This is a genomic window from Actinophytocola oryzae (genome assembly GCF_004364325.1).
Classification (GTDB): domain Bacteria; phylum Actinomycetota; class Actinomycetes; order Mycobacteriales; family Pseudonocardiaceae; genus Actinophytocola; species Actinophytocola oryzae.
Genome location: NZ_SOCP01000016.1, coordinates 217,471 through 229,314, shown reverse-complemented (window position 1 = coordinate 229,314; position 11,844 = coordinate 217,471). Strand labels below are relative to the sequence as shown.

12 protein-coding genes are annotated in these 11,844 nt (G+C 73.0%); 8 read left to right on the top strand and 4 right to left on the bottom strand.

All coding sequences use genetic code 11. The features are described from left to right. The first annotated feature begins 70 nt into the window (after positions 1-70). Genes CLV71_RS34710 through CLV71_RS34695 form a run of 4 tightly spaced genes read left to right on the top strand, consistent with a single transcriptional unit; the run spans position 71 to position 3,235 of the window. A complete protein-coding gene (locus tag CLV71_RS34710; protein WP_243866993.1) occupies positions 71-598 on the top strand; it encodes a hypothetical protein in 528 nt (175 codons plus the stop codon). Positions 599-601: 3 nt separating this feature from the next. Continuing rightward, a complete protein-coding gene (locus CLV71_RS34705; protein ID WP_133907124.1) occupies positions 602-1,867 on the top strand; it encodes a TRAP transporter large permease in 1,266 nt (421 codons plus the stop codon). A gap of 52 nt (positions 1,868-1,919) precedes the next feature. Beyond that, complete coding sequence (locus tag CLV71_RS34700; RefSeq protein ID WP_133907123.1) at positions 1,920-2,258, top strand: PadR family transcriptional regulator; 339 nt, start codon at positions 1,920-1,922, stop codon at positions 2,256-2,258. Then, positions 2,255-3,235 (top strand): hypothetical protein, encoded by a 981-nt coding sequence (locus CLV71_RS34695; RefSeq protein ID WP_133907122.1) that lies wholly within the window; start codon positions 2,255-2,257, stop codon positions 3,233-3,235. The genes CLV71_RS34700 and CLV71_RS34695 overlap by 4 nt, the downstream gene beginning before the upstream one ends. Before the next feature lie 9 nt (positions 3,236-3,244). On the opposite strand, the gene CLV71_RS34690 is transcribed toward CLV71_RS34695, so the two are convergent. Then, complete coding sequence (locus CLV71_RS34690; protein ID WP_133907121.1) at positions 3,245-3,763, bottom strand: winged helix-turn-helix transcriptional regulator; 519 nt, start codon at positions 3,761-3,763, stop codon at positions 3,245-3,247. A 90-nt stretch (positions 3,764-3,853) separates the two neighbouring features. Here CLV71_RS34690 and CLV71_RS34685 point away from each other — a divergent pair, with 90 nt between their 5' ends. Beyond that, the gene (locus CLV71_RS34685; RefSeq protein ID WP_133907120.1) at positions 3,854-5,272 is read left to right on the top strand and encodes an MFS transporter; all 1,419 of its coding nucleotides are present in this window, start codon (positions 3,854-3,856) and stop codon (positions 5,270-5,272) included. Between the two features lie 51 nt (positions 5,273-5,323). Continuing rightward, on the top strand, positions 5,324-6,841 hold the full coding sequence (locus CLV71_RS34680) for a carboxylesterase/lipase family protein (RefSeq protein ID WP_133907119.1): 1,518 nt from the start codon (positions 5,324-5,326) through the stop codon (positions 6,839-6,841). Here the strand turns inward: CLV71_RS34680 and CLV71_RS34675 are convergent. After that, a complete protein-coding gene (locus tag CLV71_RS34675) occupies positions 6,813-7,955 on the bottom strand; it encodes a serine hydrolase domain-containing protein (protein ID WP_243866991.1) in 1,143 nt (380 codons plus the stop codon). The genes CLV71_RS34680 and CLV71_RS34675 overlap by 29 nt on opposite strands. Before the next feature lie 10 nt (positions 7,956-7,965). Next, complete coding sequence (gene dacB, locus CLV71_RS34670) at positions 7,966-9,504, bottom strand: D-alanyl-D-alanine carboxypeptidase/D-alanyl-D-alanine endopeptidase (RefSeq protein WP_133907118.1); 1,539 nt, start codon at positions 9,502-9,504, stop codon at positions 7,966-7,968. A gap of 90 nt (positions 9,505-9,594) precedes the next feature. On the opposite strand from dacB, the gene CLV71_RS34665 reads away from it, so the two are divergent. Beyond that, positions 9,595-10,254: a response regulator transcription factor gene (locus CLV71_RS34665; RefSeq protein ID WP_133907117.1), complete on the top strand. Its 660-nt coding sequence runs from the start codon at positions 9,595-9,597 to the stop codon at positions 10,252-10,254. After that, the gene (locus tag CLV71_RS34660; RefSeq protein ID WP_133907116.1) at positions 10,251-11,432 is read left to right on the top strand and encodes a sensor histidine kinase; all 1,182 of its coding nucleotides are present in this window, start codon (positions 10,251-10,253) and stop codon (positions 11,430-11,432) included. The genes CLV71_RS34665 and CLV71_RS34660 overlap by 4 nt, the downstream gene beginning before the upstream one ends. An 88-nt stretch (positions 11,433-11,520) precedes the next feature. On the opposite strand, the gene CLV71_RS34655 is transcribed toward CLV71_RS34660, so the two are convergent. Then, the gene (locus CLV71_RS34655; RefSeq protein ID WP_243866989.1) at positions 11,521-11,754 is read right to left on the bottom strand and encodes a hypothetical protein; all 234 of its coding nucleotides are present in this window, start codon (positions 11,752-11,754) and stop codon (positions 11,521-11,523) included. Positions 11,755-11,844 lie beyond the last annotated feature (90 nt).

Below are 11,844 nucleotides of genomic sequence, written 5' to 3'. Positions count from 1 at the left end.
CTCCAGGGACGCCGTCTCATGACAGTCCTCGCAGGACAAGCGAAGCAAGCGTTCCCCGGAGGTCCCGGCCATGAACGAAGGTAGTCCTATCAGCGACGTCGACCTCGCGGTCCGGCTGCTGCGGGAGACCCCGACCCACGAGAACCGTCCCGAGACCCAGCTCCGGCAGTGGGCGGAGACCGCACTGTCCTATGCGGACACGCTGCCGCCACCGCCTTCCTGTGTCGTGAAGGAGAAGACCGGTGGTGTGCACGGCAAGGAGGTCGTCCTCGCCGAGTTCCACCACCGCACCAGGGAGATCACCGTCTACCGGGACTCACTCGAACTGCTCGCGAAGGTCGGCAGGAGGTGGCAGGTGACCGTCCCGCAGCTGCGTGAGGCGGCGGTCGCGCACGAGCTTGCGCACCACGTCGTGGACGTCCGCGACCTGAACAAGGCGTTGGGGCACACCGCGTTGCGCGTCGGCCCGTGGCGGCTGCGCGGCCACGTCGCGGGTGCCGACGAGATCGTCGCCCACCGCTACGCCCACCGGCACAGCTCGCTGCGCCCGAGCCCACTGCTACTCACGGCCGCGCTCGCGGCACGACTCGGAGGCTGACCCATGGGTTACGCGATCCTCGCACTGATGGTGGTCGGCGTGGTGCTGATGCTCACCCGCGTGCTGCCCACCGCCTTCGCACTCGCGCTGCTGGCACTGGGCATCGCGATCCTCGCGGGCGCACCACTGACCGGCGACGAGAACAGCATCCTGACGACGGTCCTGCAGACTGGGTCGGCCGCACTCGCGGCGACCATGATCGCGGTGCTGCTGGGCTCCTGGCTCGGCACCCTCATGGACGACACCGGCATCGCGGCCACCCTCGTCCGCCGGATCGTCGAGTTCGGCGGCGAGCGCCCGTCGGTCGTGGCGCTCGGCGTGTTCGCCGTGTCCATCCTGTGCGGCAGCATCACCGGCTCCGCGCCCGCCGCCATGCTCGCGGGCGTGGTCGGCATCCCCGCCATGATCGCCGTCGGCGTGAACCCGGTCGTCGCGGGCGGCACGGTCCTGATGGGTGTCGGTGCCGGGTCGCCGCTGGAGCTGCCGGTGTGGCAGTTCCTCTCCGACGCGCTCGGCGCACCGGTCGACGAGGTCCGCACGGTGATGATCCGCCTGTTCCCGTTCGCGCTGGTCGCGGGCATCGCGTACGTGTTGGTCGAGACCCGCCGCCGGGGCGCCCGGCACGCGTGGGCCGTGCGTGCGCCCGTCCGGGGCCGCCGGGGTACGGCACCCTGGTACGCGCTGCTGACCCCGATCGTGCCGATCGTGCTGGCACTGGGCTTCTCCGTGCCGATCGTGCCGTCGCTGCTGGTCGGCGTGGTCTTCGCCCTGGTCACCACCACCCGCCCCGGCACCTACGGCGAACGCGCGCTGCGGTCGCTCTACCGCGCGTTCGACACCGCGGGCCCGCCGATCGTGCTGTTCATCGCCATCGGCATGCTGCTGGCCGCGGTGAAGCTGCCGGGTGCGGAGTCCGCGCTGACGCCGATCGTCTCCGCGGTCAGCCCGGGGAACGCGGTGCTGTTCGCCGTCGTGTTCGCGATCCTGGTGCCGCTGTGCCTGTTCCGGGGCCCGCTCAACGTCTTCGGTCTCGGCGCCGGGGTCGCGGGCGTGCTGGTCTCCGGCGGGATCTACCCGCTGCCCGCGGTCGTGGGCCTCATGGCCTCCTACAACCAGGTCTTCGGCGTCTCCGACCCGACCAGCACGCAGACGGTGTGGGCCGCGCAGTACGCGGGCGTACGCCCGGAACGGGCGATGGTCTCCACGCTGCCCTACACCTGGGTCGTCGGCGCGGCAGGCATCGTGCTCACCGCGATCCTCTACCTGTGACCTCCCGGCCGAGGGCTTGCCATAGTCAATTGATCGGTATATAAAGACGATCATGACATACGCTCCGCTGCGGGAGCCGACCTTCCTCATCCTCACCGCGTTGGCGGCCCGCCCCCAGCACGGCTACGGGATCCTGCGTGACGTCGAGGAGATCTCCGACTGCCGCGTGGTGCTGCAGGCAGGCACCCTGTACGCCGCGCTGGACCGGCTGAGCGGGGACGGCTGGGTCGACGTCGACCGGGAAGAGGTCGTGGACGGCAGGCTCCGGCGCTACTACCGGCTGACCGAGCCGGGCGCGGCGAGGCTGGCGGCCGAGGTGGAGAAGCTGGCGGCACACACCCGCGTGGCGCGGCAGCGCCTGCGTGCGCGGTTCTCTGGAGGGACAGCGTGAAGAAGACGACGAGCTTGGCCGACCGCTACCGGCGCCTGCTGGCCTGGTACCCGCGGGACCACCGGGAGCGCCACGGAGAGGAGATGCTCGGTGTCCTGCTGGCGGGTGCGGGCGAGCGGACCGAGCCCAGCCGCAAGGAGATCTCGGACCTGCGCAGGGGCGCGCTGCGCCTGCACGCGCGGCGGGTGGTCGGCGCGGACGGCGGTATCGACCACCGGGACGTGCTCGCGATCGTGAGCCTGCTCGGCCCGGTCATGCTGCTGGGTGGCGCCATCCAGACGGTGGACTGGCTGTCCGGGGTGCTGCGGTCCGGCTCGCCGTGGTCGTGGCAGGCCCTGTTCGGCGACCTCCCGGACGCGCCGGTGTGGGGGCTGTGGTTCGTGGTGGCGGTGCTGAGCCTCGCCAGGATGCGGCGCACGGCCGCGGTCGGCGCGTGGCTCGGCACCGCCGGTCTGGTGCTCGCCTCGCTGTACGGGTACGCCAGGTTCTGGGACATGGTCGTCGTCAGCACCGCCTGGATGCTGCTCGGCGCGGTGGTCGCCGCCGCGCTGACCTGGTCACCAGGTCCGGCCCGCGGCTGGCGGCTGGTGGGCGGCGCGCGGTTCACCCTGCTCGCCATGGCGGTCATGGCGAGCGCGTTGCTGGTGATGAAGTCCTACGGCACCTACGGCCTGTTGTACTTCCCGCTGGGGCAGCTGACGGCGGCGTACGGGGCGACCAGCCTGGTGCTCTTCGGTCTGGCGCTGGTGGTGCTGGTCGTCGGTGCCGTGGTGGCGGGCGGTGTGGCGACGCGGGAGGGACGCCGGGCCGCGCTCGTGCTCTGCGTGCCCGTGATGGTGAGCGTGCTCATGGTGGTGCTGCCGAGGGACTCGCACCTCCTGGTGGCGGCCGCGGTCTGCTACGGCGTGTCCCTCGTGGTGCTCCTGGGGCTGGGCGGGCTGCCGCGCCGCGTGTCCGGGCCGAGGGCGAACGCCTGACGGGGTGTGTCAGTGCAGGGGCGCCAGCAGTCGCCGGGGACGGGCCAGGAGCGCGGTGACCTGGCTGTCCTCCGGTGACGGCGGCGGGAGGCCGGGGCCGGGCGTCATCACGGTCTCGGCCACCGGCACGTCGTCACCGCAGCGCACGCAGGTGCCCGCCGGACAGACCTCGCCCCCGCAGGCGTCGTGCACGTAGACGCGTCGCGGGCCCGCCGGGGCGTAGTACTCGTCCCCCCACGCCGAGAGGTCGCGGATGACCGGCCAGAGTGCGAGCCCCTTCGCGGTCAGCTCGTACTCGCTCCGCCTGCCGGGGCCGGGCACGCGGGTCAGGACCGCCTCGCCGACCAGGAACTCGAGCCGTTCGGTCAGGACGGCCCGGGGGATGCCCAGGTGTTCGAGGAAGTCGCTGAACCGGCGGACGCCGAACACCGCGTCGCGGACGATCAGCAGTGTCCAGCGCTCGCCGACGACCTCCAGCGTGCGGGCCATCGAGCAGGCCTGACGGGTGTACTCGCGAGGTAGCGCCATGTGTCCACTCTGCCACAGCCGAGTTCGGTCACCGAACAAAGGTGCTAGCCTTCCCGTGAAGAGTTCGGTCACCGAACAAGTGGAGTCTTCATGGGTCGTCGGCCGGGAGCCGTGCTCGTCGCCTCTGGCGGTGGCACCCTGCTCGCACTGTTCGTCTTCACCGCGCCGCTCTCGATCGTCCCGGCGGTGACGGGCGGCCTCGGCGCCGGTGCGACCGCGACGTCGTGGATCCTCAGCTCGATGAGCCTCGGGCTGGCCGTCGCGCTGCTGCCCTCCGGTGCGCTCGGCGACGACTTCGGCAGGCGGCGGGTGTTCGTCGCGGGTGCGGGCGTGCTGGCCGTGGGCTCGCTGCTGTGCGCGGTCGCGCCGGGGTCGCTGGTGTTCGTCGGTGGCCGGGTCGTGGAGGGGCTCGGTGCCGCGGCCGTGCTCGCGTGCGGCCTCGCGGTGCTCGGCCCGGCCTTCCCGGACGCCGCCGGCCGCGCCCGTGCCACCGGTGTGTGGGGCGCGTGCCTGGGGGCCGGCATCGCCACCGGTCCGCTCGTGGGTGCCGCGCTCGACGACGTCGCGGGCTGGCGCACGCTCTACGTCGTGGCGACGGTGCTGTCGATCGCGGTCGCCGTGGTCGGCCGGGTGCTGCTGGACGAGTCGGTGTCCGGGCGGCTGCGGCGGGTCGACACCGTCGGCTCGCTCCTGCTGGCCGGCGGGCTCGCCGCGCTGTTGGCGGCGCTCACCGAGGGGCGGCAGAGCTGGACGGGCCCACTCGAGCTGACGCTGGTCGTCGCCACGGTCGTGCTGCTCGGCGCGTTCTTCACCCACCAGGCGCGGGTCACGGGCGGGATGCTGGACCCGACCCTGTTCCGCCGCCCCGCGCTGCTGTCGGCGACGGTCGGCGCGTTCGTGGCGGGTGCCGGGGTCACCGCGCTGATGGTGTACGTGAGCACGCTGCTGGAGAAGGGGCTCGCGCTGACCCCGCTCGCGGCGGCGTCGACGGTGTTGTTCTGGTCGGCGACGAGCGTGGTGTCGGCGCTGCTGACACGCAGGCTGCCCGCCGGGCTGTCCGGTGGGGTGCGCATGAGCGTCAGCCTGCTGGTGGTGAGCGCCGGGCTGGTGCCACTCGCGTTCCTGGCGCCGGACTCGGGCGTCGCGGCACTGGCCGTGGGGCTGGTCGTGGCGGGCGTGGGCACCGGGGTGCTGAACGCGTCGCTCGGGCGGGAGGCGGTCGCGAGCGTGCCGCCGCACCGGGCGGGCATGGGCAGCGGGATCAACAACACGAGCCGGTACGTCGGCGCCGCGGTCGGTGTCACGGTGGTGACCCTGGTGGCCGTCCACCCGTCGGCGACCCCGGCGGCCCTGGTCGAGGGCTGGAACGCCGCGGTCCACGTGGGGATCGCGGTGTCCCTCGTCGGTGCCGCGGTGATCGCGGCACTGACCGCGGCCGGTCGGCGGTCCCGCGTCGAAAGCCCTGCCGTGGCACGGGAACCGGCGGCTCCGAGGTCCACGAACGGGTAGAGGTGGCGTGATCCGGCTGAGCGCGCGGCCGATCCTTGCGAGGCTTGGCCCATGGTCGAGGTTCGCGTCGAGTCCGGTGTGGTGCGTGGCCGGACGGAGGACGGGTTGGCCGTCTTCCGCGGCATCCCGTTCGCCGAGCCACCCGTGGGTGCGCTGCGGTTCGCGGCACCCGTGCCGGTGCGGCGCTGGGACGGGGTGCGGGACGCGGTCACGTTCGGGCCGCCCGCGCCGCAGGACCTCGGGTTCCTCGGCGTGCCGGGTGAGATCGACGCGCCACCGGGTGACGGCTGGCTGACGGTCAACGTGTGGTCGCCGTCGCCGGATCGTGCCGCCCGGCTCCCCGTCCTCGTGTGGATCTACGGCGGCGCCTACAAGCTCGGCTACTCCGGCAGTCCCGGCTACGACGCCCGCCGGGTCGCGGGTGAGGTCGTGGTGGTCAGCTTCGACTACCGGCTGGGCGTCGAGGGGTTCGCCTGGATCGACGGGGCGCCTGCCAACCGCGGCTTCCTCGACCAGCTCGCGGCGCTGACGTGGGTGCGGGAGAACATCGGGGCCTTCGGTGGCGACCCGGACAGGGTCACGGTCGTCGGCGAGTCGTCGGGGGCCGGGTCGATCGCGGCGATGTACGCGATGCCGGCGGCCAGAGGCCTGTTCCAGCGTGCCGTGCTGCAGAGCGTGCCCGGCACGTTCTTCTCCGAGTCGCTCGCGGCGGACGTGTCGAAGGCCATCGCGGCCGAGCTGGGGTTGTCGCCGACCGTCGCCGAGCTGTCGGCCGTGGCGCCGGCGACGCTGACCGCGGCGGGGGTGGCTCTCGCCGGGAAGATGGGTGACCACCGGGAGCGGTGGGGCTCGCTCGCGTACTCGCGGTTCCCGTTCGCGCCGGTCGTCGACGGCGCTGTGCTGCCGGTGACGCCGTGGGAGGCACTCGCGGCCGGTGCGGGCCGGGACGTGCCGCTGGTCGCCGGGCACAACCGGGACGAGGCCAGGCTCTTCCTCGCACTCGCCGGGGAGCTCGGCAGGGTCACCGACGAGCAGGCCGCGCTGGCGCTGCGGGTGTTCGGGCCGGGGCCCGGCAGCGAGCGGGCGTACCGGGAGGCGTACCCGGAGGCGTCGGCGGAGCGGCTGTACGAGCTGGTCCAGTCGGACCTGGTGTTCCGGATGCCGTCGGTGCGGGTGGCCGACGCGCAGGTCGCCGGGGGTGGCCGGGCGCACCTGTACGAGACGACCTGGCGCGGCGGGCCGCTGGGCGCGTGCCACGCGATCGCCGGCCCGCTGATGTTCGGCACGTTCGACACGCAGCTGGGGCCGATGCTGCTCGGGCCGGAACCGGGACCCGGGGTGGCGGCCCTGTCGGCCGACTTCCGCGGCGCGTGGACGACCTTCGCCGCCACCGGCGACCCCGGCTGGCCCGCCTACGATCCCGAGCGACGCCTGACCCGCCTGTTCGACGTGCCCCCCTCGGTCGAGCCGTACCCGGAGGAGCGGTCGCGCCTGCTCTGGCGCGACCACCCCTTCCCGCCCATGCCCCTGCACCCGGCTGTCAGCCCGTCGCCGTCCGGACTCCCGTGACCAGCTCGCGTGCCAGGTCGACGATCGGTCGGACCGTCGTGTCGTAGTTGCTCAGGACGACGGCCACCCAGCCGGCGTCGGGGAACACGTCGAGGTTGTTCGCCCGGCCGGCGCCACTGCCGGTGTGGCCGACCACGCGGTGGGTACCGATGATCGTCTCGACCTGGCCGTAGCCGTAGAACTGCGGGGGTTGCGGCCCCGTGGCCTGCTTCCCGCTCGTCGCCACCGCCGTGTACGCGAGGTCGAGCAGCCTGCCGCCGTGCAGTGCGGTCGCGAAGCGCAGCAGGTCCCCGGCCGAGCAGAACGCCCCGGTGAACGGACCGCCCACGTACGGGAAGTACGGCGAGGAGGTCGCGTCGGCGCGGCTGCCGTCCGGCTGGGTCGCGTAGGCACGGGCGATGCCGGCGTCCGCCCGGATCCGGGGCCTGGTGAAGAAGTCGGATGTGGACATGCCGGCCCGCGCGAAGACGTGCCGGCGCACGTAGTCGTGGTAGGTCTGGCCGGACACCGCGGCCACGATCTCGCCGAGCACGAAGTACCCGTCGTTGCTGTAGTCGAACCGGGTGCCCGGCGGGAACCGGAGCGGCAACGTGCGCAGGTACGCCGACATCCCCTGCCACACCTCCTCGACGCTGTCCCACGCGTCCTCGCCCGGTGGGCGCTGGTTGGTCAGCCCCGGTCTGCCGACGCCCGCGGTGTGGGTGAGCAGTTGGTGCACCGTCGCCCCGGCCACGTCCGCCGGGTAGCCGTCGAGGTAGGTGCCGAGCGGTGCGTGGCAGGCCACCGCGCCCCGCTCCACCAACTGCGTGACGGCCACGGCGGTGAGGGACTTGGTGATCGACGCGAGGTCGATGCGGGTCTCCGGCCGGATCGGCACGTTCCCGTCGCGGTTGGCCAGGCCGTACGACCTGGTCAGCACCGGCCTGCCGTGGCGGGCCAGCAGGACCGTGCCGGAGAACTGGTCGGCCGCCGCGCGTGCCGCGACGAACCGTTCGAACCTCCCGCCCGGGCCCAGGTCCCCGGGGGACGGTTCGCCGGTCGCGGCACCGGCCGTGCCGAGCAGGCCGGCCGCCGCGCCGAACATGCCGAGTGCCGACCTTCTTGTCGTGGACACCGTTTTCCCCTTACCTGGTGAGTGACTCGTAGACGGCCGTGACGATGTCGGCCTGCAGCTCGCCCGCGCTCGCCTGCAGCGCCATGGCTTCCGCGAGCGAGCCGACGTTGCGGTCGAGGAACTCCGCGAACACCACCAGCCGACCGTCGGGCAGGAAGAGGTAGCCGGCCAGTGCCTTGTAGAGCTTGGTTCCGGTGCCACCGGTGCCGGTCTTCGCGTGGACGCGTCCCGCTACGGGGGAGTCGGGTGCGACGTCGGCGAGGGTGCCGTCCCGCCCCAGGATGGGCATGGCCCGGTGGTAGGGGGTGAAGTACGGCTGGCGGGCCATGTGGTCGAGGAACCGCACGAAGAAGTCCGGCGAGTAGGTGCCGTCGTTCGACTCGTCGGGGTCGAGTCCCGCCCGCGCGAACAGGGCCCGCTGGAGATCGACGCCGGTCGCCTTGGCGTCGACGGGATCCGCGCCGGCGATCGCGCCGACCAGATAGGGGAAGTGGACGGTGTGGACGTTGGAGCTGAGCTTGAGCATGACCTTCGACATCTCGGACAGCGGCGGTGAGACGTGCTCGGCCACCAGCCGCCGGGTCGTCCCTCCCGTCGCCGCGCCCGTGACGTCCACGCCCGCGTCGGCGAGTGCCTGTGCGAACGCGACCTCGACGTACCGCACCGGGTCCGGTACGTAATAGGGCCACACCGTCGGTGGCGCGCCCGCGACGACGTCCCCGGTGAGCCGCACGGTGTGCGTGCCGTCGGGGTTCGTGGCCACCTGGGTGAACGCCCACGGTCGCGCGGGCCGGCCCGCGCCGATCGTGCCCACGTCACCGAGCACGCTCACATACGCGGTCCGGGGCGAGATCCGCAGTGTCGCCTGCTCACCGACCGCCCCGGGCGTCACCACGACGTCGACCACGTTGTCGTTGAGCATCATCGGCGACACGGGGATCTCGCCGACGCCGTTCGCGATGTTCTCCCGTCCCTGGCGGAACAGCGAGGCGTCCACGAGCACCCGTCCCCGGACCCGCCGGATCCCCCGGTGCCGCACCTGAGCGGCCAGCTCCCGCAACTGCTGGAGCGGGTCGCCCGGCACGATCTCCGTGGCGCTGCCGTAGGTGTGGTCGGGGTAGGGCACGGCCACGGTGCCGTGGGGCCGGAGCCGGGGGCCGAGCACGAGGTCGCCGCTCGCCTCCAGCACCAGGTCGCCGGCGAGGACGCCGTGGCGAACGGAGCCGGTCCGGTGGACGCGTGTGCGGAAGCGGTGGCCGGGCCCGAGCGCCGAGTACGCCGACCCCGCGATGAGCACCTTGACCGCCGACGCGGGCAGGAACTGCTCCGCCGGGTTCAGCGAGCACACCGGCTCGGCGGTCCCGTGGACGTGGAACCGCATGCCCCAGCGCGCACCGGCGAACGCGGAGGAGTCGATGAGGTCGCGGATGCGTGCGGAAAGCGACGGGTCGGCACGTGCCTTGTCCGAAGTGGACAGCAGGGTCGCCGCGGCGACCGGGGCGGCGCCGAGCATGCCGAGCACGGCCCGCCGGGATCGTGGTGCGTTCATGACGGGTAGAGGTACGCGGTCGCCGGTTGCCCGGCGGTGACACGTCCGGTGTAACCGCGACGCAACGTCGCGTCCGGCACGCTGGCGCGCGTGCGGGTACTGGTGATCGAGGACGACGCCGAGCTGGCCGAGGCGATCGGCGTGGGGCTGCGGCGTGAGCGGATGGCCGTCGACGTGGTGTTCGACGGCCTGGCAGGGCTGGCACAGGCGCGGTCCAGCGACTACGACGTGATCGTGCTCGACCGCGACCTGCCCGGCCGGCACGGCGACGACGTGTGTGCGCGGCTGGTCGCGGGCGGCTGCCGGGGGCGGGTGCTCATGCTGACCGCCGCCGCGACCATCGAGGACCGGGTGGACGGCCTCGGCCTCGGCGCCGACGACTACCTGCCGAAGCCGTTCGCGTTCGCCGAGCTGGTCGCGCGGCTGCGGGCGTTGTTCCGGCGTGCCCAGCCCGCGTTGCCGCCGGTGCTGGCGCACGCGGGGCTCGTGCTGGACCCGGCGCGCCGGTTCGCCAGCCGGGACGGCCGGGCGCTGGACCTCCGGCCGAAGGAGTTCGGGGTGCTGGAGCTGCTGCTGGCCGCCCAGGGACGGCTCGTGCCGGCCGAGGAGCTGCTCGAACGGGTGTGGGACCAGATGGCCGACCCGTTCACGACCGCCGTGAAGGTGACTGTCAGCCGGCTGCGCCGCAAGCTCGGTCCGCCTGCGCTGATCGAGACCGTGCCGCAGGCCGGATACCGGATCGGCGAATGACGCGCCACACGGTCCGTTGGCGGCTCACGGGCCTCTACAGTGGACTGTTCCTGCTTTCCGGTGCCGCTCTGCTGGTGGTCACATACCTGTTGGTGGCCGGTGGGTTCCCGGTGATCCAGCTGCGTGGCGTGTCGGACGGGGACGGAATTCTGCGGATCTGTGCCCGGCAGGACGGCTCCGTGGTCACCGACGGCCGGTTCGACGCGTGTGCCGAGCAGGCGCGCGACATGATGGCCGCGCAGCAGGCCGAGACGCTGCGCCTGCTGCTTCTCCGGTCCGGCGCCGCGCTGGCGATCATGACCGGGGTGTCCGTCTGGCTGGGCTGGCTGATGGCGGGCCGGGTGCTGCGTCCACTGCGGACGATCACCGCGACGACCCGCCGCATCTCGGCAGGCGACCTGCACCAGCGCCTGGCGATGCCCGGCAGGCGGGACGAGCTGAGGGAGTTGGGCGACACGATCGACGGGCTGCTGACCCGGTTGGAGGCCGCGTTCGACGCGCAACGCCAGTTCGTGGCGAACGCCTCCCACGAGCTGCGCACCCCGCTCGCGCGGCAGCGGACCCTGCTGGAGGTCGCACTCGCCGACCCGGCCCCCACGGCCGTGAACCTGGCGGCCGTGTGCCGCCGCGCGCTGGCCGCGGGGGAGCAGCAGGAGCGTCTCATCGAGGCGCTGCTGACCCTGGCCCGCGGCGAACGCGGCCTGGACCGGCGCGACCCGCTCGACCTGAGAGCCATGGCAGGCGCCGTGGTCGAGGCCCGCTGTGCGGAAGCGGCGGCACGGACGGTCCGCATCGACACCGATCTGGCCGGTGCCCCGGTGCGCGGCGACGCCCGGCTGGCAGAGCGGCTGGTGGCGAACCTCGTCGACAACGCGATCCGCCACAACACGCCGAACGGCACGGTCGAGGTGTCGACGGGCACGCGCGGCGGGATGGCGACACTGACCGTGACCAACAGCGGTCCGGTCATCCCGCCGGAGAAGCTGGACCAGCTCTTCCAACCCTTCGCCCGTCTGGCCCCGGACCGCACCACCACCCGGGACGGTCTTGGCCTGGGCCTGCCCATCGTCGCGGCGATAGCCACCGCACACGACGCGCACCTCGATGCCCGCCCCCGTCCCGATGGCGGCCTCACGGTGACGCTGGCGCTACCGGCCGACGAGCCTGCTCGCGAATAGCGGACACTCGCCGCTCGGCCGGACGCCGTTGTGCGGCAACGGATGTCCGCTGCCGCACACGGTTTCTACCTCACGCACCGAACCAGCGTTACCGCAGCGTGTAGGCGCGGATCACGGTCTGCCTGACCGTGTTGCCGTCCGCGTCGGTCGCCGACGCACGCAGTGACACCGATGCCGCGGCGGCCGGGTGTCGCAGTGTGGCGACCAGTTTCGCGTCGACCGGAACCCGTTGCCACGACGTGCCTTCGTCGTAGGAGACCTCGACCGACAGCCGCTTCGGCCGGATCGACGCGCCGGTCTCGTCCAGCACCCGCAGCGGCACCCTTGTCGCACGGTGTGTCGCCCGTACTCGGCGGGAGGGCGCCAATAACTTCCCGAACACGGAAGCGACCGCCCCGCGAGCGCGGAGCGG